Consider the following 25,867-nt stretch of genomic DNA (forward strand, 5'->3'; position numbering starts at 1 on the left):
ATGCAGGACGGAAATCAGAACGAAAACCAGAATGATCTGGCGTCACTCAGCATCCGTCGCCCTGTTCTTATTTCCGTGGTGTCGCTTCTGATCATTCTGGCGGGCCTTGCGGCGATGCTCGGCGTTGAAATTCGTGAACTGCCCAACGTCGATCAGCCGACCGTGACAGTTTATGCGACCTATGACGGGGCTTCGCCGGAAACGGTTGATGCCGAGGTGACCAGCATCCTAGAAGGGGCGGCATCGCGGGTCAGCGGTGTCAAACGCATCAGTTCCAACAGCGAAGAAGCCACGTCGCGGGTTCGGGTTGAATTTTACCCCGACATTGAAATCAATGACGCCGCCAATGACATCCGCGAGGCGGTCAGCCGCGCGTCAAGAAGCCTTCCGGACGAGGTCGAGGATGTCCGCGTGGTCAAGGCCGATGCCGATGCCAGCGCGATCATGCGCCTTGCCGTGGTCAGCAACCGCCTGACCGAGGAAGAGCTTGCCAATATCGTGGATGACCAGATCAGCCCGGCGCTGCTTTCGGTGCCCGGTGTGGCCGAAATCACCGTCAATGGCGAACGCGAGAAGGTTTTGCATGTCCGTGTCGATCCGCTGCGACTGGCCAGTTACGGTTTTTCGGTTCAGGACGTTGCGGATGTCCTGAAAACCGCCAAGTTCGACATTCCCGCCGGCAGTTTTGATTCCAGTGATCAGAAGCTTTTTGTCCGTGCCGATGCGTCGGTCTGGGAGGTCGAAGACGTCAAACAGATGTTTATCCGCAATCAGGTCCGGCTGGGCGATGTGGCGGATGTCTATTACGGGCCCGATGATGCAACCTCCTATGTGCGTCTGGACGGCCGGACCGTGATCGGGCTTGGCGTCGTGCGCCAGGCGCAATCGAACACGATTGCGATATCGGACGGCATTCGCGAGGTGGCCGAACGCCTGAACAATCAGTACGACGATATCAATGTTTTCGTGAATTCCGACGATGCGGTGTTTATCGAAGGCGCGCTTTGGGAAGTTCTGAACAGTCTGGCGTTGGCGATTATCATCGTGATCGGCGTGCTTTATCTGTTCCTGCGGTCCTTTACCGCAACACTGATCCCGACGGTGACCATTCCGATTGCGCTGGTCGGGACGGTGGCCGCGATCTGGATGATGGGCTTTTCGATCAATATCCTGACATTGCTGGCGCTTGTTCTGGCAACGGGGATGATTGTCGATGATGCGATTGTGGTTCTGGAAAATATCCAGCGCCGCCGTCATCAGGGATTGGGATCGATGGCGGCCGCGGTTCTGGGCACGCGGCAGGTGTTTTTTGCGGTGATTGCCACCACCCTGACGCTGGTATCGGTGTTCGTGCCGATTTCGTTTTTGCCGAGCACGGCGGGGCGGCTTTTCAGGGAATTCGGGTTCGTACTGGCGTTTTCGGTGGCGGTGTCGTCGTTCGTGGCACTTTCGCTGTGTCCGATGCTGGCGTCGCGCTTAAAGCATATTGACCCGCATGACGGGGACAAGGATGCCAAGCCGAATTTTCTGGAACGGGTCGGGTTTTACTGTTCGGGGATTTACAAAAACATTCTTGAATGGGTTTTGCGGTTCCCGCTGATTACCCTGATCGTGTCGATCTTTGCCGGTGTGCTGGCCTTTGGGGTTTATAACAGCGTCACGCAGGAACTTCTGCCCGACGAGGATCGCGGCCGTATTCTGGTGTCGCTGCGCGGGCCGGACGGGGTTGGCATTGATTACATGGACCGGCAGGTCGAAACGGTTGAAAACATCCTGCGTCCGATTGTCGAGGCCGGCGATGCCTATAACATCTATACGATTGTCGGTCTTTGGGACCCGAACCGTGCGCTGGTGATTGCGCCCCTGGTGCCGTGGGATGAACGCAGCCGCAGCCAGCAGGAAATCACCGGTTCGATCCGTGGGGCGCTTGATGCACTGCCCGGTGTGCAGGCCTTTGTCTATCAGCCCAACAGCCTTGGGCTTCGCGGCGGGACCGGCGAAGGATTTGAATTTGCCCTGACCGGGACGAATTACCGCACATTGGCGGCGAATGCGCGCACCATGCAGCAGGAGCTTGAGGCGAATTATCCGCAGTTTGTCGGGCTTCGGGTTTCCTATCAGACGACACAGCCGCAATTGCTGGTCAATATTGACCGGCAGCGGGCATCCGACCTTGGCATTCCGATCGAAAGCCTTGATACGACGCTGCGTGCGATGATCGAGGGATATGAAGTTACCGAGATTACGGTCGATGATGAAAACATCCCGGTCAAACTGCGCAGCAGTGCGGGCAGCATCAATGATCCGTCGGATCTGGAGAATCTGTTTGTCAGCAACCGGGATGGTCGTATTTTACCGCTATCTTCGGTGATCAATCTGAGCGAAGAGGCGGTGGCATCGGAACTGGATCGCGAGGGACAGCAGCGCGCAGTCAAAATTTCGGGCAACCTTGCGCCGGGATATACGTTGCAGCAGGCAGTGGTCGATATTGATCAGGTCGGTGACAAGGTCCTGCCGCCCGGGGTGAATGTTCTGTTCCTGGGCGATGCGGCGACACTGGGCGAAACATCGCATGATGTGCAGATCACCTTCCTGATTGCGGTTCTTGTGGTGTTGCTGGTTCTGGCGGCACAGTTTGAAAGCTTCATGTCTGCCCTTGTGGTGGTTCTGACCGTTCCGTTCGGTCTGGCGGCGGCGATTTATGCGCTGGGCATCAGTGGCACATCGATCAATATCTATAGTCAGATCGGGTTGGTGATGCTGGTCGGGCTTATGGCCAAGAACGGTATTCTTGTTGTAGAATTTGCCGACCAGTTGCGCGATGCCGGGAAATCCGTGCGCGAAGCGGTGCATGATGCGGCGATGATCCGCCTGCGCCCGATCATGATGACAATGATTTCAACCGTGCTGGGTGGTTTGCCGCTTGTGCTCGGCACCGGGGCCGGGGCGGAGGCGCGTGCCGCGATTGGCTGGGTGGTGTTTGGCGGGCTTGGTTTTGCGACGGTCTTTACCCTGTTCTTAACACCGGTTTTATACCTTTTGCTGGCGCCGCTGGTGTCAGCCCGTGCCGATGGCGGCAAGAAACTGCAAAGCCAGTTGCGGGCTGCGGAAAGCATCCCGGACAAGGGCGAGGTCGAAGGAAGTGCCAGCTAGAATGTCTGTAAAACGTCTTTCAATCTGTTGTGCCCTGCCGCTTATGATCGGACTTTCGGCCTGTCAGACGGTCGGCCCGGATTATGTTGCGCCGAAATTTGATCTTGTCGGGGCCTATACCCCGGCAGTACCGGTGATCGCCGCCAATCAGGCCGATCATGGCCGTTGGTGGGAAAGTACGCGTGATCCGGTTCTTTCTGAGCTGATTGCGCTTGGACTTGCCAATAACCTTGATTTGCGAATCGCTGCCAGCCGGATCGAAGAAGCCCGGGCGGTGGCGCGTGGTGTTTCGGGGGCAAATGGCATCGAGGTCGGTGCCAGTGTTAACGGCGATGCCGAACGCGGCACATCGTCGCGCGAACGCGGCAGCCAGACCACCGATATCGGATACCGGGCCGGGATTGATTTTTCATGGACGGCGGATGTCTGGGGCGGGCAGCAGCGCGAGGACGAAGTCGCGTTGGCGGATTATCTGGAACAGGTTTATCTGCGCGAAGACGTTTACCTGACGGTGATTGCCGATATCGTACGCAACTATATCGAGCTGCGCGGCACGCAGAAACGCCAGGAATTGCTGCGCAGTTCGCTTGATCTGCAACGTCAGACCAGCAACATCGTTGAGGTCCGGATGCAGACGGGGCTGGCGTCCGAACTTGATCTTTCGCGCGCGCGCGCCGAGGTTTCCGATATCGAGGCGACATTGCCGACATTGCAGACCGATATTGATCGGTCTATCAATGCGATTGGAATCCTTCTGGGGGCGCAGCCGGGAAGCTATCGCGACCGTCTGGTCGATGTGCAGCCCCTGCCGGAATTTGACAGTGCGCCGCCGATTGGCATTCCAGCCGACCTTTTGCGCCGTCGCCCCGATGTCCGCGCGGCAGAACTTTCATTGATTTCCGCGACCGCCGAAATCGGGGTTCAGACCGCCGATCTTTATCCTGAATTGACGCTGGACGGGTCACTTGCCCTTGGGGCGACGGGGTATGGCACCGGGCCGATTGTCCGTACCGCAATGGCCGCCATCGGGGCGCTGATTGATGCGACGCTTTATGATGGCGGTGCCAGACAGGCCGATATCGATGTTGCCGAACAACAGGCGCAGCAGGCATTTTATGGCTATCAGCAGACGCTTCTGGTCGCCATTCAGGATGTTGAAAGTGCGATTTACGGCTATGTCGGGGCGGTCCAGCAGCGCGATTCCCTGATTTCATCGGTGCAGTATCACCGTCAGGCGTTCGAGCAGTCGCGGGTGCGGTATGTTCAGGGGCTTTCAAACTTCCTTGATGTTCTTGATTCTCAGCGCACCCTGACGCAGTCGCAGCAGGACCTGGCGGATGCGGAAACCGATCTGGAACTGGAAACCATCAATCTTTATGCCGCGGTCGGACTTAGCGTTGATGATGTCGAACGTTATGCCGACAAGGCCGGGATTGACATGAATAATGGCTAGCGCCGCCAAACATCTGTAATAACGCTGATTTCCATAAGCTGTTGCTTGTTTTCGCCGCCAGTTCGGCCTAGGTCTTGGGTATCGTGAACCGGGGAAGAAAATGACGGGCGATCTGTTTGCCAATGAGCCACCACACAATCTGCTGCCCTTTGATGGGGAGGCATTGCTGCTGCGTGAGGTTATGGCCGCAGGCGACGCGGATCGAACGTTTGAGCGGCTTTTAAGCGGCATTGTCTGGCAGCAGGAAGTTGCCAGGCTGATGGGGCGCGAAATTGCCGTGCCGCGATTGACGGCGTGGTATGGCGATGTGGCCTATCGTTATAGCGGTGTCTATCACCCGGCATCACCATTTCCGAAAATTGTCGTGCCACTTCGTGAACTGGTCGAAGAAAAATCCGATGCGTCGTTCAACACGGTTCTGCTGAACCAGTATCGCGACGGGCGCGACAGCGTTGCATGGCATGCCGATGACGAGGATGTGCTGGGCGAAAATCCGGTTATTGCCAGCCTGTCATTTGGTGAGGAACGCCGGTTCCATTTCCGGCACAAGAAAACCGGGGATCGGGTCAGTGTCGATCTGCCGCATAATTCGCTGCTGATCATGCGGGGCGCGACACAGCATCACTGGTTACATCAGATTCCCAAAACCGCGCGCCAGATCGGGCCCCGGATCAACCTGACATTCCGTCATACCGCACCGGAAAACAAGGTGCGCGGTCGATGAGTTCGGGGGGCTCCGAAAAAAGCCGCCCCGGTCAGGGCGGCTTGAAGTCAGCAATTCGAGATTGCCGGGAAAACCGTCAACACCGGGGTGCAAACGGACAAACATATCGGTGGTTGCGCAATCGGCGCGCGCAATAATGAATCGATTCAATGAATGCAGTGTGGCGGTCCGAAAGGGGTTCTGTCAATATCGGGATGAAACGATTCAAAAAAATGTCACGTGATTGCCGGTTAATCCGTAAGCCGGGTGAATGAAGGGGGGACATCGCAAGCATGGCAGAACGGGTACGTCTTCTGGATGTGGCCAAGGCGGCCGGGGTATCGCAAGGCACGGCATCGAATGCCTTTGGCAAGCCCGATCTGGTCCGCAAGGAAGTCCGGGAACGCATTCTGGAAGTTGCCAAAGAGCTTGGCTATCGCGGGCCGCATGTGATGGCGCGGATGCTCCGCACCGGCAAGGCCGGGGCGCTTGGCGTGGTGTTTCCCGATAACCTTGAATATGCGTTCAGTGATCCGGTGGCGATTGAGCTTCTGCGCGGTGTCGGGCGGGAATGTGCCCGTCAGGCGGTCAATATGATGATCATTTCCGCAGAAAACCCCGAACAGGCGATTACCGCGATCAACAATGCCGCGGTTGATGCCTTTCTGGTGCATTGCTATTCCGATGACAATGACATCATTTCCGCCATTCAGCGCCGCAACCAGCCGCTGGTCTGCATCGATACCGATATTGCCGGGGCGGCGGGCACCGTGGTGCTTGATGATTTTGCCGGTGCGGAAATGGCGGCCCAGCATTTGATTGATTGTGGTGCGCGCAAATTCGCCATCCTGTCCCTGCAGGCCAACAAGGCGGAAAATTTCGGCCCGATGAATGCCAAGCGCCGCGGGGCGGTCAGCCATCGTGTGGTGCGCGAACGGCTTGGTGGATATCACGCCAGTCTTAAAAAGGCGGGGATCGCGATCGAGGATGTCGTCCATATCGAATGCGAAAACATGTCATCGCACAGTGCCGAAATGGTCGAAACCATGTTACGCGACCACCCGGAAATTGACGGGATTCTGGCGATGTCCGATGTGATTGCCATCGGGGCACTTGATGGTGCACGCGCAAGCGGGCGCAAAATCCCCGATGATCTTAAGGTGATTGGCTTTGACGGAATCGCGGAGGGCGAACGCACCGACCCGCCATTATCGAGCATCCGTCAGGATTCAGTTGAAAAGGGACGTCTGGCCGCCGAAATGGCACTTGGCGAAACGCAGGGCGACAACAACCGCGTGCTTGAAACCAGTCTGCTTGTCAGGGGATCGACGCGTTAAGCCGAAAGTGCCGGGTAGCAGTGGCAATCGGTGGTGTGGTCCATCACAAGGCCGGTGGCCTGCATGAAGGAATAGATGATTGTCGTGCCGACAAACTTCATGCCGCGTTTTTTGAGGTCCTTGGACAGGGCATCGCTGAGCGCGGTGGATACGGGCACGTCGGACATGGCTTTCCAGTGGTTGATGATGGGTTTGCCGCCGATGAAATCCCAGATATAGGCATCAAAACTGCCAAATTCCTTCTGGATTTCGATGAAGGCCTTGGCGTTCAGGATGCTTGCCGCGACCTTGGCCCGGTTGCGGATGATGCCGGGATCGGCCAGAAGTGTTTGTTGTTTGGCCTCGTCATACTTGGCGATTTTCTGGACATCAAAATTGTCATAGGCCGCGCGATAAGTATCGCGCCGTGCAAGGATCGTCAGCCAGCTTAAACCGGCCTGCGCGCCTTCAAGGATCAGCATTTCGAAAAAATGCCGGTCATCATGAACCGGAACGCCCCATTCCTGATCGTGGTAATCGACGTAAAACGGCTTGTCGAGATGGGTTTCGGCCCATTTGCAACGGGGGAATGTGTTTGCCGACATGGTCGATCCTTCTTTGTCATTTGATGGCGGGGCATTGTTGGATGGGATCGGTGGGCCTTGCAAGCCTGATGACTTTATCCTGACATTTCTCCTGACAGAAACTGTCGGGGCGGGGATGTTCTGTGAACCATTTTGGCGAAAAGGTCGTGCCAAAATCGCGCAATGTCTGGTGAAGCATGTCACATCATGTGGAAAACTTGATGAAAGCATCGGAAAATAGGTGCTCTGTGCTTGCGCCCGGAGCCAAGGCCGACTAGGTTTTGCAGCGTGTTAACACAATTCCGATCAGATCGGCCCGATCTGGACCGACTGCTACAAGGAGCGGCGATGCTGGCGATTTTTTGGCTTATTGACACCGTTATCGGTATCTACATTTTCATGCTGATTGCGTCGGCAATCCTGTCATGGCTTGTGGCGTTTGACGTGATCAATTCCAGCAACCGGTTCGTTTATATGGTTGGCGATTTCCTCTATCGGATTACCGAACCGGCATTGCGACCGATCCGCCGGATCATTCCGAATCTGGGCGGCATTGATATTTCGCCGATCATCCTGATCCTGATCCTGCAGTTTGCCAATATGCTGATCCAGACAGACGTGCGCGCGGCGTTGCTGGGTTACTAAGCCCGCAGATGGGTAAACCGTTCTGCGAGAAGCTTTCGGATGGCACCGGCATCAAGGTGTTTTTGCGACTGACGCCAAAGGCTTCGCGCAATGCGATTGCCGGGGTGGGCGTTGATGGTAACGGGCAGCAGCGGGTCAGGGCGACGGTTACGGCGGTGCCTGAAAATGGCAAGGCGAATACAGCCCTGATAAAGCTTTTGGCAAAAACGGCCAAATGGCCTAAATCGTCAGTCGAAATTGTTGCCGGGCATACGGACCGCAACAAGGTGCTGGAAATTTCAGGCGATCCGGACGCACTGATTGCGCAACTTCATGAATTGACGGGCGGACAAGACATATGAGCGACGCAAAAATCATCGACGGCAAAGCATTCGCAGCCAAATTGCGCGGCGACATCGCAGCAGAAGTGGCCAAGATCAAAGATGCGCACGGCATCACGCCGGGCCTTGCGGTTATTCTGGTCGGTGAAGACCCGGCAAGCCAGGTTTATGTCCGTAACAAGGGCAAGCAGACCCTTGAATGCGGCATGAATTCGTATGAGCACAAGCTTTCGGCTGATACGTCGCAGGAAGAGCTTCTGGCGCTGATTGCGAAGCTGAATGCCGATCCGAATGTGCATGGCATTCTGTGCCAGTTGCCGGTGCCCAAACATATCGACGATCAGGCGATCCTTGCGGCCATCGATCCGGCCAAGGATGTTGACGGCTTCCATGTCGTTAATGCCGGTGCACTGGCAACCGGGGGCGAGGGATTTGCGCCCTGCACGCCTTATGGCTGCCTGATGCTGCTTAAGGACACGCTTGGTGATCTTTCGGGGATGCGCGCGGTGGTTGTTGGCCGGTCCAATATCGTTGGCAAGCCGATGGCGCAGTTGCTTCTGAAAGAAAGCTGCACGGTGACCATCGCGCATTCGCGCACCCGTGACCTGCCCGAAGAAGTCCGCCGTGCCGACATCGTCGTTGCCGCCGTGGGCCGCCCGAACATGATCAAGGGCGACTGGATCGCGCCCGGTGCCACCGTGATTGATGTCGGCATCAACCGCGTCGAAGGGGCCGAGGGCAAGATGAAGCTGGTTGGGGATGTCGAGTTCGAAACCGCATCCAAAGTCGCCGGTGCGATCACCCCGGTGCCGGGCGGTGTTGGCCCGATGACGATTGCCTGCTTGTTGAACAATACTCTGATTTCGGCGTGTCGTGCCAATGGGCTCGCGGTGCCAAATCTTGGCTTTGACAGCTAAGTCGTCATCAAATCGAATTTTAAAAGGGCAGCTTTGGGCTGCCCTTTCTCGTTACAGCGGCCAAACCCACAACAACATCGGCACCCCAACCGCCACCACTATGATTTCAATCGGCAGGCCGAGCCGCCAGTAATCGCCAAAGCGAAAGCCGCCGGGGCCGAGGATCAGGGTGTTGTTCTGGTGACCAATCGGGGTCAGGAAGGCGCAGGATGCGCCGATAGCGACCGCCATCAGGAAGGCGTCGGGATTGGCGCTGAGTTGCGCGGCACTGCCAATTGCAATCGGGCACATGACGGCCGCTGTGGCGGCGTTGTTCATGAAATCCGAGAGCGTCATGGTGATGATCAGGATCAGGCCAAGGGCGATGATGGCATTCCCCTGTGCGACCCAGTTTAGCAGGAAGCGGGCAATCAGATCGGCCGTGCCGGTGGTTTCCATGGCATTTGCCACCGGGATCAGGGCGGCAAGCAGGACAATCACCGGCCAGTCCACCGCGTCATAGACATTGCGCGGTGCGACCACGCGCGTCACCATGGCGATCAGAACCCCGATGGCAAAGGCAACGGCAGCGGGCATGACGCCAAAGGCGGCGGCACCGATGGCCGCGGCCATGATGCCCGTGGCCTTTAGCGCCTGTGCATTGTCGGGGATGCGAAGCGCGCGTTGCGCCAGCGGCACACAGCCAAGGCGCGATGCAAAATCATGAATGGCTTCGGGTGGACCTTGCATCAAAAGCACGTCGCCGGCCTTCATTGACATGGTACGCAACCGCGCCATCGAGCGTTGCCCCTGCCGCGACACCGCCAAAAGGTTTACGCCATACCGGGTGCGCAGATGGATATCGGTGGCGGACCGGCCGATAAAGCCGGAGTTCGGCAAAATCGCCAGTTCCATAAGCGCAATGTCATCGGACTGGATCGCGCCGCGGCGGCCATCATCGGGCTTTTGCGTATCGGTTTCGGGCGTGTCAGCTTTCTTTTCGGCCTTTGCTGATTTGGTGGCAATTGTCTTTGTATTTTTGGCTTCCGGGGCTTCCGGTGCATCCGTATCGCCTTTATCTTCCGGTTGTTCCGCCGCTTTTGCCTGTGCCTCCAGATCGCGTAATTCTTCCTCAAGCTTCAAATCAAGGGCGGACAGGGCAATGGCCAGTGCTTCGGGGTCGGCTTCGATGATCAGGATGTCGTTTTCATAAAGTTCGCGAAACGGATTGGGGGCAGGGATGCGTTTTTCATTGCGGATCAGGCCGATGACCTGCGCGTCGCCCTTTTCAAGTTCGCGGTTTACATCGCGCAGCATCATGCCAATCGCCTTGCTGCCCGCGGCAATGCGTGCCTCGGTCAGGTAGGAACCGGTTTCAAAGCCCTCCGCCCCGGCGCGTTCTCGGGTGGGAACAAGCCAGCGGCCAAACACCATGACGAAAATCAGACCGGCGGCGGCAACAACAATCCCGACCGGGGTATAATCAAACATGGTAAAGCCGCCGTCGCCGGCCTCGGCCCGGAAACCGGCGACAATCAGGTTGGGCGGGGTGCCGATCAGGGTGGTCATGCCGCCCAGGATCGACCCGAAGGCCAGCGGCATCAGGATTTTGCCCGGTGGCAGGTTCTGTTTGGCGGCGATTTGCAGGGCGACAGGCATCAGAAGGGCCAGCGCGCCGACATTGTTCATGAAGGCCGACAGGATGGCCGCCAGCAGGCTGAGTGCGGCCATGGTCACGACCGGACCGGCCGATTGTGGCAATACGGTCCGGGTCAGGGTGTCAACCGCGCCCGATTGCTGAAGTGCCGATGACAGGATCAGGATACAGGCAACCGTGATCACCGCCGGATGACCGAAACCCTGAAAGGCCCCATCAACAGGCACCAGCCCCGCGACCACGCAACATAGCAGGGATGCCATCGCAACCATGTCATGACGCCAGCGGCCCCACAGGAACATGACGACCGTTCCGACAAGAATGGCAAGGATCAGGATTTGTTTGAGTTCCATGGATGCCTGTCTGGTTGCTTCATCGGGTTGAGAACATGGTCAGCACGGACTGACCGGGAGCGAAGAACGATCCGACCCACCGAAATGTTCCTGCAACCTACTGACATAATTGTCAGGAGGGTATGATACCATCACACTGTTTTTCTTTGCGATTTTTCAAAGGCCACCATGATTAACGACAAAGCTGCGATTTCCGTATCCGCCCGGCAGGCGCGCAATCTGGCCCTTGCCGCACAGGGGTTTGATCAGGACGAAAGCCGCCCGGTGACGAAGCGCCGGATCATGAAAGCCATCCGCCAGACCGGCATGTTACAGGTCGACAGTGTCAATGTTCTGACGCGTGCGCATTACATGCCGGTCTTTTCGCGGCTTGGCGTTTATGACCCGGCGGACCTTGATCAACTGAGCTGGGGCAACGCCCGGCAGCGGCGATTGTTTGAATATTGGGGCCACGAGGCATCGATGATTCCGGTCGAGGATTACGGGCTTTATCGATGGCGCATGGCGGATGCCGCCGAGGGCAAGGGCACCTGGGGGCAGATCGCCAAAATGATCCGTGATCATCCTGAATTTGTGCGCAGCATTCTGGACCGGATCGAAAAGGAAGGGGCACTTGCCGCCAGTGATCTGGAACAGGAAGGCGCATCAAGTTCGAAATGGTGGGGATGGTCAAAGACCAAAACCGCGATGGAATTCCTGTTCTGGAGCGGGCAGGTGATGGCGCGCAAACGGCGCACCAGTTTCGAGCGGGTTTATGACCTGCCCGAACGGATCATCGGCCCGGAGGCGCTTGAACCAGCCATGCCGCGTGCCGAGGCCCAGCGTGCCCTGATCCGCAACGGGATAGCCGCGATGGGGATCGCGACCGAGGCCGATCTTCGGAAGTATTTCCGCCTGCCGACCGACGATGCCAAGGCGCGCGTTGCCGAAATGGTCGAGGACGGTACGTTGTTGCAGGCGAATGTCGAGGGTTGGAAACAGCCGGGATATTTGTGTCCGCATGTCAACCCGCGGTGCCGCGCAAAACCGACCGCCTTGATGGTACCGTTCGATCCGATCATGTGGGAACGCGACCGGGTGGAACGGATATTCGGCTTCAATTACCGCATCGAAATCTATGTCCCGGCGGAAAAGCGGCAATATGGCTATTACGTTCTGCCGTTCATGAAGGATGGGGAATTTGTTGCGCGTGTCGATCTGAAAGCGGATCGGCAGGAAGGGGTTCTTCGGGTGCAGAGCGCGCATCTGGAAGACGGGTGCGATGCGGCCACCGTTGCGGACGGTCTGGTGGTGCATCTGTCGCGGCTGGCGCGGTTTCTGGGGCTTCAAGGCGTTGTCGTGATGCCGTGCAATCCGTTTTCGGTGTATCTTGGCCGACAAATTCAAGGCTAAAAAGGTGAACGGGGCGAAGGTCCCACAACCACGCCCCGTTCTACCACAGTCCTGACCTGATCGCAGAAGCTTCAGGACAATGCGATCAACAGTTTTACCTGTGCCTTACCAGCAGGTATAACCCCCATCAGCCAGGACAATGGAGCCGGTCATCAGGCTGGACGCGTCGGATGCCAGGAACAGCACAACCGATCCGATTTCCTCGGTCAGGCCAAGGCGGGCCATCGGGGTGCCGTTGATCCAGGCGTCATACATGTCCGGCTTGGATTTCACGAATTCATTTAGCGGTGTTGCGATATAGGTCGGTGCAACCGCATTGACGCGCACGCCACGCCCGCCCCATTCGGCAGCCAGCGATTTGGTCAGATGATGCACGGCGGCCTTGGATGCGTTGTAATAGGCCTGTTCCTGCGGTTTGTTGACGATGAAGCCCGACATGGAGCCGACATTGACGATCACGCCGTTTTTCTTGGCCAGCATCTGTTTGCCAAATTCGCGGCAGCACCAGAATGTGCCGTTCAGGTTGACGTCAATGACGTTAAGCCAATGTTCATCGGTGACGGTTTCGGCCGGGGTTTCGGAACGTGCGATACCGGCATTGTTGACCAGAATGTCAACGCCGCCTTCACGGCCCATTTTTTCGGCACTGGTGCGGACCTGATCGGTGTTGGTGACATCCATGATGTCGATATCGGCGGTGTAACCCTTTGATTTCAGGTAATCACGGCCTTCTTCGGCGACACCTTCGCTGATGTCACCGATAATGACATGCGCGCCTGCTTCTGCCAGTGCCTCGCAGCATGACAGGCCAATTGCGCGACCGCCCCCGGTGACATAGGCGCGGCGTCCGGTAAGATCGAACTTTTTGAGGTACATTTTGGTCTCACATTCTTGTGGTGGTCAGGCTGGGTCGCATGGCGTATGGGGCAATGCGATCCGGTTTTTTGAAAGTCTCAGGGGTTTCCAAGAGCGATACCGTTCGCATCAAAACGATGGATGCGGTCCTGTTCCGGGGTCAGCCAGATTTTGTCATGTTCGCCCAGCGGGACTTCGCCGGTTGCGCGCACCGTCATCGGGCCAAAGCCGTCGGCATTGACGTGCAGATAGGTTTCGGCACCAAGATGTTCGGCAATCTTGACGGTTGCGGGAAGATCGCCGCTTTCGGTACTGACAGCGACATGTTCGGGGCGAATACCGACTTCGTGGCAGTCATATTTTCGGGCGTAGTCGCCACCGAGGAAGTTCATTTTCGGCGACCCGATAAAGCCCGCGACAAACTTGTTGGCGGGATTGTTATACAGTTCCATCGGTTTGCCGACCTGTTCGACCCGGCCGGCCTGCAACACGACGATCTTGTCGGCCATGGTCATGGCTTCGACCTGATCATGGGTCACATAGATCATCGTGGTTTTCAGTTCCTGATGAAGGCCGGTGATTTCAAGGCGCATATTGACGCGAAGGGCGGCATCAAGGTTTGACAACGGTTCGTCAAACAGGAAGGCCGCCGGGTTACGCACAATCGCACGACCGATTGCGACACGCTGGCGCTGTCCCCCGGAAAGCGCGCCGGGGCGGCGTTCCAGATAATCCGTCAGGTTAAGGATTTTGGCCGCGTTCTGAACTTTTTCTTCAATCACGGCCTTGCTTTCCCCGGCCATTTTCAGGCCAAAGGCGATGTTGTTATAGACCGTCATGTGCGGATAAAGCGCATATGACTGAAACACCATCGAAAGACCGCGTTTTGCTGGTGCCTCGTTGGCGACGTCGGTACCGTTGATCAGGATTTTGCCATCAGTGACGTCTTCAAGACCGGCGATCAGGCGCAGCAAAGTGGATTTGCCACAGCCCGAAGGGCCGACAAAGACAACAAATTCACCATCATTGATATCAAGATCGACACCCGGAATAACATCCAGCGTTCCGAAGGTTTTCTTGACTTTTTCCAGTCGGATAGCACCCATTTCGGTGTTCCTTCTTGTTGAATTTCGATCAGGCGGCGGTTACTTGACCGCGCCAAATGTCAGGCCACGAACAAGCTGTTTCTGCGAGAACCAGCCGATGATAAGGATCGGCGCAACCGCCATCGTCGATGCGGCTGAAAGCTTTGCCCAGAACAGCCCTTCGGGGCTGGAATAGGAGGCGATGAAAGCGGTCAGCGGGGCAGCATCGGCGGTGGTCAGGTTCAGGGTCCAGAAAGCTTCGTTCCAGGCCAGGATGATGTTGAGCAGCATGGTCGATGCGATGCCCGGAACCGCCATTGGCAACAGCACAAAGATGATTTCCTTGGGCAGGGTGGCACCATCCATGCGGGCGGCTTCAAGGATGTCGGCCGGGATTTCCTTGAAATAGGTGTAAAGCATCCAGACCATGATCGGCAGGTTCATCAGGAACAGAACCATGATCAGACCGAACCGGGTATCGAGCAGGCCCCAGTCGCGAAACACCAGATAGATCGGGACCAATACCCCGACTGGCGGCATCATCTTGGTCGACAGCATCCAAAGAAGCGCATCCTTGGTCCGTTTGGTCGGATTGAAGGCCATCGCCCATGCACATGGCACGGCAAAAAGCAGACCCACCAGGGTAGAGCCAACCGACAGGATGACCGAATTCATGGCGAACCGGAAATAATCGGACCGTGCCTGTACCTCGGCGTAGTTTTCGAGAGTCCAGTCAAACGAAATGAAGCTTGGCGGGATCGATACGGCTTCAAGCTCGGTCTTGAAGCTGGTCAGGACCATCCAGAAAATCGGGAAGAAAATCAGAAGCCCGACAATCCACGCAAAGATCGAAAAACCGATATGGCCAAGGGCTGTTTGTTTGTTTTCCATCTCGTGTCCCCTACCTGTCCAGGTTCTTGCCAATGAGGCGGATCAGGAAGATCGCCACGATATTTGCCAGAACGACAGCGACGATTCCGCCCGCCGATGCGCCGCCAACGTCGTATTGCAGCAGGGCCTGCGTATAGACGAGGAAGGCGATATTGGTGGTTGCAAGGCCGGGACCGCCGCCTGTTGTCACGAAAATCTCGGCAAACACGGTCAGCAGGAAGATCGTTTCGATCAGCACGACCACCGTGATCGCACGGCTGAGATGGGGCAGCGTGATATAGAAGAAAATCGAAACCGGGCCGGCACCATCCATCTGGGCGGCTTCCTTCTGATCGCGGTCAAGCGATTGAAGAGCGGTCAGCAGGATCAGCACGGCAAAGGGCAGCCATTGCCACGACACCATGATGATGATGGCCGTTAGCGGGGCTTCGGAAAACCAGTCGATTGACTGGAAACCCAAACCGGTGGCGATCCAGGCAAACATACCCGATACCGGATGCATCAGAAGGTTTTTCCAAACCAGCGCATTCACGGTCGGCATGATGAAGAAGGGGGCAATCACCAGCAGGCGCAGGATGCCACGGCCGAAAATCGGCTGATCCAGCATCAGGCCCAGCAGAACACCGCCGACCACCGTGATCACAAGTACCGATCCGACGAGCAGAAGCGTATTGGCCAGCGACGCAAAGAAGGCCGGGTCGGTCAGGAAGAATTCATAGTTCAGCGTACCAACCCATTCTTCCATACCGGGCGAAAGAAGGTTGTAACGCAGGAACGAAAAATAAATTGTCATGCCCAACGGCACGATCATCCACAAAAACAAGGCGATGATCGACGGTGCAGACATAATGCGCCCGGTCAGGGTAGAGGACCGTGTCGACATGATGTGCTCCCTGTTTGAAGTCCCTGTTGCCTCGATCCGGATGGAAAGAGGGTGGCGGTCAGATGTGCCGCCACCCCAAGTTCATCAGGTCAAGGAGGCACAGGCCAGAATTCATTGCACTAGGTGCGGCATCCTGGCCTGTCATGCATCAGTAGTAACCAGCCTTGCGCATGGTGCGGTCGGTGCTTGACTGTGCGGATGCAAGCGCATCTTCAACAGTCGAGGAACCGGCCAATGCGGCAGAGAACTGCTGGCCTACCGTGGTGCCGATACCCTGGAATTCAGGGATCGCGGCAAACTGAACGCCGACATAGGGCTTCGGCTTCATGGTCGAATTGATCGGATCAGCACTGTCGATGGCGAGAAGGGTTTCGTCAGCGAACGGTGCGGCTTCCAGATATTTCGGGTTTTCGTACAGGGACATACGGGTACCCGGCGGAACGTTGGCCCAGCCTTCTTTGGAGGCTACGAGTTCCAGATAGTCTTTGGAGGTTGCCCAGGCGATGAATTTCTGGGCGGCTTCGACTTTCTGGGAACCGGTCGGAATGCCAAGGTTCCATGCCCAGAGCCAGTTGGCGCCAGTGCAGGTTTCAGCGCACGGGGCTTCGGTGAAGCCGACCTTGTCTGCAACGGTCGATTCCTTGGGGTTGCTGACAAAGGATGCTGCAACGGTTGCATCGATCCACATGCCGCATTTGCCCGAGTTGAACAGCGAAAGGTTTTCGTTAAAGCCGTTCGACGTTGCCCCCGGAGGACCATATTTGCCGAGGATTTCGACATACATGTCGAGGGCGTTTTTCCATTCGGCACTGTCGAAGGTCGGGTTCCAGTTCTCGTCAAACAGGCGCGCGCCATAGGCATTGCCCATGGTGGTGATCAGCGCCATGTTTTCGCCCCAGCCAGCCTTGCCGCGCAGGCAGATGCCATAAACACCGTTATCCGGATCATGGAGCTTTTTGGCAATGTCGAGAGTCTGGTCCCAGGTCAGGCGACCATTGATGGTGATGCCTGCTTTTTCAAACAGATCGGTGCGGTACATCATCATCGAGCTTTCGGCATAGAAAGGTGCCGCATAAAGCTTGCCATCGTTGCTTACGGCGGAACGGATGGCGGGCATGATGTCATCGGTATCGTAATCGGCACCAAGGTTATCGAGCGGTGCCAGCCAGCCCTTTTCCGCCCAGATCGGAACCTCGTAGGTGCCAATCGTCATGATGTCATACTGACCGCCCTTGGTGGCGATGTCGGTGGTGACACGCTGACGCAGGGTGTTTTCTTCGAGCGTAACCCATTCAAGGGAAATGTCGGGGTTTTTGGAGGTGAAGTCATCCGTCAGCTTCTGCATGCGGATCATGTCACCGTTGTTCACGGTAGCAATGGTAAGTTTTGTTTCGGCATTGGCGGAGAATGCGACACCGCCTGCCAACAGCGCGCAAAGCGCTGCTCCCGTTACGCGTTTCATAGTTCCTCCCAAAGGACTGTGTACCCGATGGGCAAATTATCTTGCCCGTTTGATCATTTGTTCAGGTAATGAGCATTCACTCAATTTAAGGATGCCTTGTCAAACGAAATCGTTTTTGCGCTGCAACAAGAAAACCCCGCCAAAAGCTTTGGCGGGGTTGATTTCTGTATTGATTCAAAACGTGTTTTGCGGTGCCTAGCTTTGCAGCAAAGCTTCGGCGGTGGCTTCGTCGGTGATCAGTGTGGTGATCAGTTTGCCGCGCATTGCCCCGCGAATCGCGGCGACCTTTTTGGCCCCCTTGGCGACAGCAATCGTGTTTTGCGCGGGAATATGGATTGGCGCACTGGTGACGCGGTGATTGACATCGTGATCAAGGATCGCGCCGTTTTCATCAAATGACCAGCTGACGACTTCGCCGATACCGCCGTTTTTTTGCAGGGATTGCAATTCATCCCTGCTGATGAAGCCATCGATATAAAGCGGTGCATCGGCGCCAAGATCACCCACCCCGACAAACCGCACATCGGCCTTGGCGGCAAGATGCATGATATTGTCCATCGGCGGCTGTTGCTGCATCTGGGCGCGCACATCGGCACTTTCGACAATTACCGGGATCGGCAATGGATAGTGAGGCGCGCGGGTGCGATCCGCCAGATCGGTGACCGCATCATAGAAACTTGCAGCCCCGTCATGGGCAATGGTCCCGACAAGGGATACGATCTTGTGATGGCGGGCATCGACGCGTTGAACTTCATCGACCATGCCGCGCATCGCACGCCCGGTGCCAATTGCAATGATCTTGGGATCGGGGGATTGCAGAACGCGTTCAAGATAGGTCGCGGCCGTCTGCGCCATGCCAAACATGGCATCGGGGGCAGCGGGATCGGTCGGCACCACTTCGCAGTTGGCTAGGCCAAATTGCTCGCACAGCGATGCAGCCAGTTCCATGCAGCGCGCAATCGGATGATCAAGGCGGACTTTGACCAGACCTTCGCTAATGGCGGCCGATACCAGACGCTGTGCGGTCGGACGCGAAACGCCAAGTTTGGTGGCGATTTCGTCCTGGGTGTTGCCGGCGCAATAATAAAGCCAACCCGCGCGGGCGGCTTCGTCAAGCCTTGCAGCTTCTTTGCGTGTTCGTTTTACCATCCCTGTCCTCGATTTATTTTTCTTTATGGATCGCAGCGCTGATGGCGGGAGCGCCGGTTAATCGATATAAATTCCCTATCGTTTTTTTGCGGTTCTGACCAGCGGGAATGATCCGGGCAAAAAGAAACCCGCCGATCCCGGCGGGTTTCAAAGACGTTTATTAGGCGCGCGATCATTTCTTTGGCAGATATTCCGCGACCAGCATTTCGGCGATCTGAACTGCGTTAAGGGCGGCCCCTTTGCGCAGGTTGTCGCCAACACACCAAAGCGAAAGCCCGTTTTCAACCGTCGGGTCCTTGCGCACGCGCGAGACGAAAACATTGTCTTCGCCCTGGACTTCCTGCGGCGTGACATATCCCTCGTCCTGGCGATAATCCACCACGGAAACGCCGGGGAAAGCTTTCATTGCCTTGCGGGCTTCTTCGACGGTGACCGGCTGTTCGAATTCGATATTGATGGCTTCGGCATGACCGACAAAGACCGGCACCCGCACGCAGGTCGCATGGACCGCGATATCCGGATCAAGGATCTTGCGGGTTTCGGCGGTCATTTTCCACTCTTCGCGGGTAGCACCATCATCCATGAATTCGTCGATATGCGGGATGACGTTAAAGGCGATCTGTTTGGTGAACTGTTCTTTGACCGGCAGATCGTTGACGTAAATGCCCTTGGTCTGATTGAACAGTTCATCCATCGCCAACCGACCGGCACCGGAAACCGACTGATAGGTTGCAACGACAACGCGTTTGATCGGTTGCAGGTCATGCAGGGGTTTAAGCGCCATGACCATCTGAATGGTCGAGCAGTTCGGATTGGCGATGATGTTTTTCTTGGCGTAACCGGCCAGCGCGGCACCATTTACCTCTGGCACGACCAGCGGTACACCGGGCTCCATCCGCCAGTAGCTGGAATTGTCGATGACAACGCAACCCGCAGCAGCAGCCTTGGGTGCCAGCGTTTTAGCCGTTGTGCCACCGGCAGAGAACAGCGCGATATCAACCTTGGAAAAATCGAAGGTTGCGGCATCTACGACCTTGATTTCCTTGTCACCGTAATCCAGTTCGCGGCCAACCGAACGCGAGGAGGCGAGTGCGAAAATTTCATCGGCCGGAAATTGGCGTTCTTCAAGCGTATTGAGCATCTCGCGCCCGACATTTCCGGTCGCGCCGACAACGGCGATTTTATAGCCCATCAGGAGCCTCTTTCAGTCTTTCTGGCATTGCTTATACGCGTTGCCCCTCTTTGGTATGGGGCGTCGTGATTTGCATATGCCTGTGGATAATCGTCTGTACAGTATGGGGCGAGATGTAAGGTTTTATCGAGTACCACGCAAGGAGTTCGTTGGCTTTTACCTCTTGAGATTGCAAAAAATTCTGGCAGAATTACCCACGGGGTTCGAGTACCGAACCCTAAATCAGAATCGTTCGGCCCCGGCTTTGAGTTTTCTGTTTTCAATGTCTGTGGGTAAGTTGCCTGCGACTGTGCTGTTTCCGCATTTCCTTTTTCGAACGATTGACCAGACGATCCTGATTTAGGGTCCGGTGCTTATGTGAAATCCGGAAACGGGTTTTATGTGGGGCGATGGCATTTCCGGCTTAAAAAGGACGGCAGATGACGTACCCGATGACATTGGACTGGACACAGAAAAAGGTTCTCGATTTTTTCCGGGAACATGTCACGCGCGGAACACTGGTATTCCGGGCGGACGATAGACACGAGATTGTTCTGGGGGATGGCAGCGATCCCAGGGCAACAATGACTGTACCGAACTGGACCGACACATTGAAAATGGCGCTAAGTCCTGATCCGGGATTTGGTGAAGCCTATATGCGTGGCGGTTTTGACGTTGTTTCAGGCGAGATGGAAGACCTGATCAGGGTCTTGCGGCTTAACTTCGAAGGCGGCCATTCGGCAAACGGATTTGGCCTGTTTATCGAAAAGCTGCAATCGCTTAAATTCCAGATCGCGCAATTTACCTCGGTCAAGGCCGCGTCCCGGCGCGTGCGCCATCATTATGATATCGGCAATGACCTTTATACCCGTTTCCTTGATCCGGAAATGCAGTATTCCTGCGCCTTCTGGGACGATGGTGCCCAGACGCTGGAAGAGGCGCAGAACCGCAAAATGACTTTGACCACCCAGCGGCTGAAGATTGACCAGCCGGGCCTTCGGGTGGTTGATGTCGGGTGCGGCTGGGGCGGGCTTAGCCGCTTTATCCGGCGGACCACCGGGGCGGAGGTGCACGGGATTACGCTTTCGACCGAGCAATATAACTGGGCGCTGGAACGCAAAGAGGAACTGCCCGACAACTTCCACGAAGGGCTTGGATATCATCTTCTGGATTACCGGTTGTTTGCCGATGCGAATGAAGGGAAATACGACCGGGTTGTCTCGGTTGGCATGTTTGAACATGTCGGGCGGCCACAGTTCAAAACCTATTTCGAGAAGGTCGGCAAATTGCTGAAAGCCGGGGGGCGGGCGGTGATCCATACGATCATCAAGCCGCGCCCGGAATTCACATCGCCGTGGATTGATCGCTATATTTTCCCCGGTGGTTATATTCCGGCGGTGCATGAAGTGATCGAGGCCGCGGAAAACGCCGACCTTAAAGTCGAAGCATCGCATTTCCATGCCGGACTGAACTATGCCCGAACTTTGGTTGCGTGGCGCGACCGGTTCCGCGAGATTGCCGATCAGCTTGATCCGGAAAAATACGACACCGAATTCAAACGGATGTGGGAGTTTTATCTGGCGGGCTGCATCAATGCCTTTGACGAGCGTGAAGGCGGTGGCGGGATGCGGGTCGGGCAGTTTGTTTTCACCAAACCCGGTTATCGTTTTACGTAAAAACGCATCGGTCGGACTGTCGTTTTGCGGCAGTCCGACCCATATAGAATTATTAACGGGCCAAAGAGCCCGGACAGCGTGAACCGTGAAACAACCGGCACGGTGTAGAACGCGACCAACCGGTTGTTCCTTCGGGAGGAAACAACATGCAGAACATGACACACCGGGAAACCCCGGGCGCACGTGCATATTCCACCCAGATCACCCATCGTACCGGCCCCCATATCGGCCGCATTGAGGACTATGTCCGGGCGCTTCAATCCATTGATATGTCAAGTTGCGAACGCGACATGCTGCGCGCCCATGCCAAGGCACCGGGGCGCGAAATTACCGGTAATCAACTGGCAAATACGATTGGTCATTTCGGGTCCCGGATCGGGAACAGGAAATACGGCAAACTGGCGCAAAAAATCGCCCTCGCGGCCGAATTGCCGATGTGCAAATCCGATGTCAGCGATTATCTGGCGGCGGTCTTTACGCTGGCAGATGGTGAACAGCAAAATAGCGAAGACTGGCATTGGGTCATGCATGACGAGGTGGTCGAGGCGCTTAAAAAGGCGCGGATCGTCTAGTTTTTGCGGACGGCCAAAGTTTTGTCCATGTGTGTAACAAGGGGCTAAGCTGTCTCGTCCTGATTGCAAAGGGGGATTTTCCCCGGTTTGCAACAAGGACGAAACATGATGAGCCGTTTTGACTTTCCGAAATCCAGCCCTAAACTTTTCGAAGCCATGCTGGGACTTGCCGGCAAGCTTGACGACAACCCGAGAATCCCGCGTGTTTTGCGCGATCTGGTGGAATGCCGGGTGTCGCAGATCAATGGATGTTCGCATTGCCTGCGGATGCATGCCAAAAGCCATGCCGATCACGGTGGGGATGCCATCAAGGTAACCATGCTGGCGGTCTGGCGCGCGGCCAAGGGATATGACGAGGCCGAACGTGCCGCACTTGATTGGGCCGAATGCCTGACCGAAGCGGTTGATCAGGACCGCATTTCGCAAAGCTATCGCAATCTTGTCGATCATTTCGAAGCAGACGCCATTTCCGAACTGACCTGCATCATTTCAACGATGAATGCATGGAACCGTCTTGGTATTGCGCAGCATGAGCTTGCCTGATCGCAATCCCCGATCCGAAAGGCTCTTTGCTTCAACGGACCTATCGGGCAGGATGACCACCCAATCGGCGATACGGGCCTGTCCCGTATCGCTTCATGTGTTTGACAGGGATCGCATGGCAGATCAGGTTTTCGAAACCCATCGCGGGCGGCTGCATGCCCTTGCCTATCGCATGCTGGGCAGCCATGCCGATGCCGAAGATGCCGTGCAGGATGTCTGGTTACGCTGGCGGGCGGCGGCAAAGGATGACATCCGCGATGCGACCGGCTGGCTGGTGCGGGTCTGCAGCAATATCTGCCTTGATGTTCTGAAATCGGCACGTCGCAGGCGTGAACATTATGTTGGGCAATGGTTGCCCGAACCCTGGGTGCCGCCAGTTTTTCCTGAAGCGGAAAACAACCTGATCGAACGGGATGGCCTGGGGCAGGCCTATGTCATGATGCTGGAACGGTTGGGACCGGTTGAACGGGTGGCACTTGTTCTGCATGACGTTTTTGACTGGTCACACGAAGATATCGCCCCGGTGATCGAGCGGACCGAAAACAATACCCGCCAGATCCTGTTTCGCGCACGCCGCAAGGTGAACCGCGAAGACGACCGTGATCCAACCCCCGTTCCAGACAGCGAGACCGCAAACAGGGAACAGGTCACAGCCTTTGTCGATGCCCTGATCCACGGTGATCTGAACGCGTTGATCGGGCAACTGGCCCCGAACGTGATCATGCATTCCGATGGCGGAGGCAAGGCAAGTGCCGCGGTTAATCCGATATTCGGTGCAGATAAGGTTGCGCGGTTCTTTGTCGGTATCTGGCGCAAGAATCCGGTGTACGACATTGAATTCAGGGCCGTTGACGGGCGGGAATACTGGGTGCTTGTGCGTGAAGGCGACCGGGTGGCGACCGCCATCAGTATGGCCATGCACCAAAACGCAATAACGGATGTTTTCATCCACCGAAACCCCGACAAACTGGCGCGTTTCGATGATCTTGGATCGCGAACATGAAAACGGGCCGGATCATCACGATCCGGCCCGTTATTTTTATTCTGCGGCTGTCATTGGCCGTTGGCGGTGATACGAAGGCCCAGCATTTGCGCCCCCATCTGCGGGAACATCAGGCCACCGGCCGCCATGCCCATCGCAACCGGTTCCTGCGGTGCCAGTTCGATCAGCAGGTGGCGCGGATCATCAACCCATGCCAGCAATTCGCCGAACGCATCATAAAGCGTTGCGTCATCGGCAAATTGTTCCTGCGCCTGCATCAGGTTCATGGTGACCAGCATTTTCATGTCTTCGGCGGTGTTGCCATTAAGCAGGGAGGCAACGCCAAGGGCAAAAGGCAACATTTTTTCACCTGAAATTTCAAGGCGTGCACCGCGGAAGGCCGCGTCTACCGTCAGGGCCTGTTCGAGTGCCGCGTCATCGCCGATCCGGGTTTTCAGAAGACGGGTCATGACGTCATCGTTGATCCCGGTGACCGTGACCGAAAGGCCGATCTGGCCGATATCGCGCAGGGCAACCTTGTCGATGCTGTAAACAAAATCGCCAGCCGTCTCATCCCAGATAATGCTGTTGGAGACATCCAGCACAAGATCATCGAAGCTGTTGATACCAAGGTAGATTGCGGTATCGTTGCCACCGGTAATGCTGTCATCAAGGGTGGCATGCAGCCCTTCGAGGGTGCTGTTGTTGATTTTGACAAATGTCAGTGCGCTGTTTTCAGGGGTGAAAGGCTTTTCAAGGGTGCTTTTGAAGCTGTCGAGCCGGATTTCGACCTTTTCACCATCCGGCGCGCCCGAGAATGAGAGGCCATTCATGGAAAACGCACCGTAAAGCGCCTGACTGAGCGGCAGGTTCATCTGACCCAGTGTGAAATCTTCGAACTGGTCGATATGTTGACCAACCATTTCATCGGCAACGTCGTAAATTTCGCCAAAGCCGGTGATTGCCATTAAATCCAGATCGGTGACGGAAAGTCCGTCCAGACCGAAATTGGCGGAACCGTCCGGGGTTTTCTGTGTGATGTGGCTTCCGGTGATGTCGATCCCGGCAAGCCTGCCATCACGCATGTCGCGCAATGTGACATTATCGAGCGCGATTTCGACTTCCTCATCGGAAATTACAGGGTTTTTGACGATGATTGTCTGGAAGGAGGTGTTTTCGACCATCTTCCTGGCGTCCGCCATGCTGAGCCTTGTATCAAGATCAATCATGTCACCCGTCAGATCGACGCGGAAATCAGCAAGCGAGATTTCGCCAATGGCAAGCCTGGCAGGATTGTCTGGCTGCTGCATCGACAGACCGGTCAGCGTGCCGGATTTGATCACCCGGGATTCCAGACCCGACAGGGCAATTGCATCAACCGACATTTCCAGGCCTGCGTCATCGGCAAACGACAAGGTGGTGGCCGCAATATCGTCACAGATGGCGAAATCGCGGGCAATGTCGGGATCGAAACTGGCGATCAGATCGGCCGGTCCGGCACAGCCGGCAAAGGTCATATTGTCGATGCTGCTGGTGATTTTCGTTTCCTGATCATCCATTTTCCAACCGGTAATTTTCAGGGCATCGATATTGGCCGAACCGGCATTTTCCGCCAGCAGGTGATCAATATTGATGCGGCGGATGTCGCCATCCGAAATGGTCAGGTTTTGCAGATCAGCACGACCGGTGGTGATGTCGAAATTGCGCGAAGCCAGGTCCATCGCAAGATCGCCAAGTTCCGCCTTCGGGGTGGTGATGCCATAGGCATCATGGGCAATTGCCAGTTCTTCGAGATCGGCCTGACCGGCAATGCCGTTGCCAAACGGGTTTGCCCCGATCAGGGTCAGCCAGTTGACCTGATTGAGATGCATTGATCCGATGGTGTAGGTCACACCGTTAGGATCGATCAGTTTGACGTTCTTGGCGGCCAATGTGCGGCCCAGAAGCGACATTTCGAAATCGGAAAATTCACCGCGAAGGTCTGAGTCCGGGCTGCTGAGGATCGTGCGGAACCGGTTTTCGAGATAGGCCGGTGCCTTGTAGTGAAGACCGGCACCCGCGGCGGCCAGAACGGCAAGGCCACCGACAAGAAGAACTGTTTTTTTGCTCATGTTATCCAGCTTTTA

General features: G+C 56.3%; 22 protein-coding genes. 12 read left to right on the plus strand and 10 right to left on the minus strand.

Going from position 1 to position 25,867, the window contains the following annotated elements; translation table 11 throughout:
• The 4 genes from SMB34_RS12485 (at position 1) to SMB34_RS12500 (ending at position 6,646) form a co-directional block, all read left to right on the plus strand.
• Positions 1 to 3,153, plus strand: a complete 3,153-nt coding sequence (locus SMB34_RS12485) for an efflux RND transporter permease subunit (protein WP_037990681.1) — start codon at positions 1 to 3, stop codon at positions 3,151 to 3,153.
• Position 3,154: 1 nt separating this feature from the next.
• Positions 3,155 to 4,606 carry an efflux transporter outer membrane subunit gene (locus SMB34_RS12490; protein WP_037990484.1) on the plus strand — a complete coding sequence of 484 codons (1,452 nt, stop codon included), beginning with the start codon at positions 3,155 to 3,157 and terminating at the stop codon, positions 4,604 to 4,606.
• A gap of 100 nt (positions 4,607 to 4,706) precedes the next feature.
• Entirely contained in the window at positions 4,707 to 5,330 is a 624-nt protein-coding gene (locus SMB34_RS12495) for an alpha-ketoglutarate-dependent dioxygenase AlkB family protein (protein ID WP_037990485.1), read from the plus strand.
• Between the two features lie 272 nt (positions 5,331 to 5,602).
• Positions 5,603 to 6,646 carry a LacI family DNA-binding transcriptional regulator gene (locus tag SMB34_RS12500; RefSeq protein ID WP_037990486.1) on the plus strand — a complete coding sequence of 348 codons (1,044 nt, stop codon included), beginning with the start codon at positions 5,603 to 5,605 and terminating at the stop codon, positions 6,644 to 6,646.
• Here the strand turns inward: SMB34_RS12500 and SMB34_RS12505 are convergent.
• Entirely contained in the window at positions 6,643 to 7,230 is a 588-nt protein-coding gene (locus SMB34_RS12505) for a DNA-3-methyladenine glycosylase I (protein ID WP_037990487.1), read from the minus strand. The genes SMB34_RS12500 and SMB34_RS12505 overlap by 4 nt on opposite strands.
• Positions 7,231 to 7,557: 327 nt before the next feature.
• Between SMB34_RS12505 and SMB34_RS12515 the strand changes: the two genes are divergently transcribed.
• The 3 genes from SMB34_RS12515 to folD are packed head-to-tail and all read left to right on the plus strand — an operon-like array spanning position 7,558 to position 9,091.
• Complete coding sequence (locus SMB34_RS12515; RefSeq protein ID WP_007089155.1) at positions 7,558 to 7,854, plus strand: YggT family protein; 297 nt, start codon at positions 7,558 to 7,560, stop codon at positions 7,852 to 7,854.
• Positions 7,855 to 7,862: 8 nt separating this feature from the next.
• Positions 7,863 to 8,195 (plus strand): DUF167 family protein, encoded by a 333-nt coding sequence (locus SMB34_RS12520; protein WP_037990489.1) that lies wholly within the window; start codon positions 7,863 to 7,865, stop codon positions 8,193 to 8,195.
• On the plus strand, positions 8,192 to 9,091 hold the full coding sequence (folD, locus tag SMB34_RS12525; RefSeq protein WP_037990490.1) for a bifunctional methylenetetrahydrofolate dehydrogenase/methenyltetrahydrofolate cyclohydrolase FolD: 900 nt from the start codon (positions 8,192 to 8,194) through the stop codon (positions 9,089 to 9,091). Before SMB34_RS12520 ends, folD begins: the two co-directional genes overlap by 4 nt.
• A gap of 51 nt (positions 9,092 to 9,142) precedes the next feature.
• Here folD and SMB34_RS12530 read toward each other — a convergent pair whose 3' ends face one another.
• The gene (locus SMB34_RS12530) at positions 9,143 to 11,080 is read right to left on the minus strand and encodes an SLC13 family permease (protein WP_037990491.1); all 1,938 of its coding nucleotides are present in this window, start codon (positions 11,078 to 11,080) and stop codon (positions 9,143 to 9,145) included.
• A gap of 168 nt (positions 11,081 to 11,248) precedes the next feature.
• Here SMB34_RS12530 and SMB34_RS12535 point away from each other — a divergent pair, with 168 nt between their 5' ends.
• Positions 11,249 to 12,472, plus strand: a complete 1,224-nt coding sequence (locus SMB34_RS12535) for a winged helix-turn-helix domain-containing protein (protein ID WP_037990492.1) — start codon at positions 11,249 to 11,251, stop codon at positions 12,470 to 12,472.
• A gap of 105 nt (positions 12,473 to 12,577) precedes the next feature.
• Here the strand turns inward: SMB34_RS12535 and SMB34_RS12540 are convergent, their stop codons facing one another.
• The 7 genes from SMB34_RS12540 to SMB34_RS12570 all read right to left on the minus strand — a co-directional run bounded on the left by SMB34_RS12540 (position 12,578) and on the right by SMB34_RS12570 (position 19,989).
• Complete coding sequence (locus SMB34_RS12540) at positions 12,578 to 13,348, minus strand: SDR family NAD(P)-dependent oxidoreductase (RefSeq protein ID WP_007089149.1); 771 nt, start codon at positions 13,346 to 13,348, stop codon at positions 12,578 to 12,580.
• A 77-nt stretch (positions 13,349 to 13,425) separates the two neighbouring features.
• Positions 13,426 to 14,433, minus strand: coding sequence for an ABC transporter ATP-binding protein (locus SMB34_RS12545; protein WP_007089148.1), 1,008 nt, complete (start codon positions 14,431 to 14,433; stop codon positions 13,426 to 13,428).
• Between the two features lie 39 nt (positions 14,434 to 14,472).
• Entirely contained in the window at positions 14,473 to 15,303 is an 831-nt protein-coding gene (locus SMB34_RS12550; protein ID WP_051682277.1) for a carbohydrate ABC transporter permease, read from the minus strand.
• A gap of 10 nt (positions 15,304 to 15,313) precedes the next feature.
• Positions 15,314 to 16,186, minus strand: coding sequence for a carbohydrate ABC transporter permease (locus SMB34_RS12555; RefSeq protein WP_037990493.1), 873 nt, complete (start codon positions 16,184 to 16,186; stop codon positions 15,314 to 15,316).
• Positions 16,187 to 16,334: 148 nt separating this feature from the next.
• Positions 16,335 to 17,648, minus strand: coding sequence for an ABC transporter substrate-binding protein (locus tag SMB34_RS12560; RefSeq protein ID WP_007089145.1), 1,314 nt, complete (start codon positions 17,646 to 17,648; stop codon positions 16,335 to 16,337).
• Between the two features lie 195 nt (positions 17,649 to 17,843).
• Complete coding sequence (locus SMB34_RS12565) at positions 17,844 to 18,797, minus strand: sugar-binding transcriptional regulator (protein ID WP_037990494.1); 954 nt, start codon at positions 18,795 to 18,797, stop codon at positions 17,844 to 17,846.
• 172 nt (positions 18,798 to 18,969) lie between these two features.
• Entirely contained in the window at positions 18,970 to 19,989 is a 1,020-nt protein-coding gene (locus SMB34_RS12570; RefSeq protein ID WP_037990495.1) for an aspartate-semialdehyde dehydrogenase, read from the minus strand.
• Positions 19,990 to 20,408: 419 nt separating this feature from the next.
• Here SMB34_RS12570 and SMB34_RS12580 point away from each other — a divergent pair, with 419 nt between their 5' ends.
• The 4 genes from SMB34_RS12580 (at position 20,409) to sigJ (ending at position 23,762) form a co-directional block, all read left to right on the plus strand.
• A complete protein-coding gene (locus SMB34_RS12580) occupies positions 20,409 to 21,644 on the plus strand; it encodes an SAM-dependent methyltransferase (protein WP_240478823.1) in 1,236 nt (411 codons plus the stop codon).
• 146 nt (positions 21,645 to 21,790) lie between these two features.
• On the plus strand, positions 21,791 to 22,216 hold the full coding sequence (locus SMB34_RS12585) for a hypothetical protein (RefSeq protein ID WP_037990498.1): 426 nt from the start codon (positions 21,791 to 21,793) through the stop codon (positions 22,214 to 22,216).
• A gap of 108 nt (positions 22,217 to 22,324) precedes the next feature.
• On the plus strand, positions 22,325 to 22,759 hold the full coding sequence (locus SMB34_RS12590) for a carboxymuconolactone decarboxylase family protein (RefSeq protein WP_037990499.1): 435 nt from the start codon (positions 22,325 to 22,327) through the stop codon (positions 22,757 to 22,759).
• A 52-nt stretch (positions 22,760 to 22,811) separates the two neighbouring features.
• The gene (sigJ, locus tag SMB34_RS12595) at positions 22,812 to 23,762 is read left to right on the plus strand and encodes an RNA polymerase sigma factor SigJ (RefSeq protein ID WP_051682278.1); all 951 of its coding nucleotides are present in this window, start codon (positions 22,812 to 22,814) and stop codon (positions 23,760 to 23,762) included.
• Positions 23,763 to 23,812: 50 nt separating this feature from the next.
• On the opposite strand, the gene SMB34_RS12600 is transcribed toward sigJ, so the two are convergent.
• Positions 23,813 to 25,852 carry a type 1 periplasmic-binding domain-containing protein gene (locus SMB34_RS12600; protein ID WP_037990500.1) on the minus strand — a complete coding sequence of 680 codons (2,040 nt, stop codon included), beginning with the start codon at positions 25,850 to 25,852 and terminating at the stop codon, positions 23,813 to 23,815.
• Between the last annotated feature and the right edge of the window lie 15 nt (positions 25,853 to 25,867).

The organism is Thalassospira permensis NBRC 106175, assembly GCF_000714555.1.
Taxonomy (GTDB): domain Bacteria; phylum Pseudomonadota; class Alphaproteobacteria; order Rhodospirillales; family Thalassospiraceae; genus Thalassospira; species Thalassospira xiamenensis.

Excerpts from the sequence above, each read along its gene's own strand:
- SMB34_RS12485 (WP_037990681.1), top strand. The coding sequence starts at position 1 with ATGCAGGACGGAAATCAGAACGAAAACCAGAATGATCTGGCGTCACTC.
- SMB34_RS12490 (WP_037990484.1), top strand. The coding sequence starts at position 3,155 with ATGTCTGTAAAACGTCTTTCAATCTGTTGTGCCCTGCCGCTTATGATC.
- SMB34_RS12495 (WP_037990485.1), top strand. The coding sequence starts at position 4,707 with ATGACGGGCGATCTGTTTGCCAATGAGCCACCACACAATCTGCTGCCC.
- SMB34_RS12500 (WP_037990486.1), top strand. The coding sequence starts at position 5,603 with ATGGCAGAACGGGTACGTCTTCTGGATGTGGCCAAGGCGGCCGGGGTA.
- SMB34_RS12505 (WP_037990487.1), bottom strand. The coding sequence starts at position 7,230 with ATGTCGGCAAACACATTCCCCCGTTGCAAATGGGCCGAAACCCATCTC.
- SMB34_RS12515 (WP_007089155.1), top strand. The coding sequence starts at position 7,558 with ATGCTGGCGATTTTTTGGCTTATTGACACCGTTATCGGTATCTACATT.
- SMB34_RS12520 (WP_037990489.1), top strand. The coding sequence starts at position 7,863 with ATGGGTAAACCGTTCTGCGAGAAGCTTTCGGATGGCACCGGCATCAAG.
- folD (WP_037990490.1), top strand. The coding sequence starts at position 8,192 with ATGAGCGACGCAAAAATCATCGACGGCAAAGCATTCGCAGCCAAATTG.
- SMB34_RS12530 (WP_037990491.1), bottom strand. The coding sequence starts at position 11,080 with ATGGAACTCAAACAAATCCTGATCCTTGCCATTCTTGTCGGAACGGTC.
- SMB34_RS12535 (WP_037990492.1), top strand. The coding sequence starts at position 11,249 with ATGATTAACGACAAAGCTGCGATTTCCGTATCCGCCCGGCAGGCGCGC.
- SMB34_RS12540 (WP_007089149.1), bottom strand. The coding sequence starts at position 13,348 with ATGTACCTCAAAAAGTTCGATCTTACCGGACGCCGCGCCTATGTCACC.
- SMB34_RS12545 (WP_007089148.1), bottom strand. The coding sequence starts at position 14,433 with ATGGGTGCTATCCGACTGGAAAAAGTCAAGAAAACCTTCGGAACGCTG.
- SMB34_RS12550 (WP_051682277.1), bottom strand. The coding sequence starts at position 15,303 with ATGGAAAACAAACAAACAGCCCTTGGCCATATCGGTTTTTCGATCTTT.
- SMB34_RS12555 (WP_037990493.1), bottom strand. The coding sequence starts at position 16,186 with ATGTCGACACGGTCCTCTACCCTGACCGGGCGCATTATGTCTGCACCG.
- SMB34_RS12560 (WP_007089145.1), bottom strand. The coding sequence starts at position 17,648 with ATGAAACGCGTAACGGGAGCAGCGCTTTGCGCGCTGTTGGCAGGCGGT.
- SMB34_RS12565 (WP_037990494.1), bottom strand. The coding sequence starts at position 18,797 with ATGGTAAAACGAACACGCAAAGAAGCTGCAAGGCTTGACGAAGCCGCC.
- SMB34_RS12570 (WP_037990495.1), bottom strand. The coding sequence starts at position 19,989 with ATGGGCTATAAAATCGCCGTTGTCGGCGCGACCGGAAATGTCGGGCGC.
- SMB34_RS12580 (WP_240478823.1), top strand. The coding sequence starts at position 20,409 with ATGACGTACCCGATGACATTGGACTGGACACAGAAAAAGGTTCTCGAT.
- SMB34_RS12585 (WP_037990498.1), top strand. The coding sequence starts at position 21,791 with ATGCAGAACATGACACACCGGGAAACCCCGGGCGCACGTGCATATTCC.
- SMB34_RS12590 (WP_037990499.1), top strand. The coding sequence starts at position 22,325 with ATGAGCCGTTTTGACTTTCCGAAATCCAGCCCTAAACTTTTCGAAGCC.
- sigJ (WP_051682278.1), top strand. The coding sequence starts at position 22,812 with ATGACCACCCAATCGGCGATACGGGCCTGTCCCGTATCGCTTCATGTG.
- SMB34_RS12600 (WP_037990500.1), bottom strand. The coding sequence starts at position 25,852 with ATGAGCAAAAAAACAGTTCTTCTTGTCGGTGGCCTTGCCGTTCTGGCC.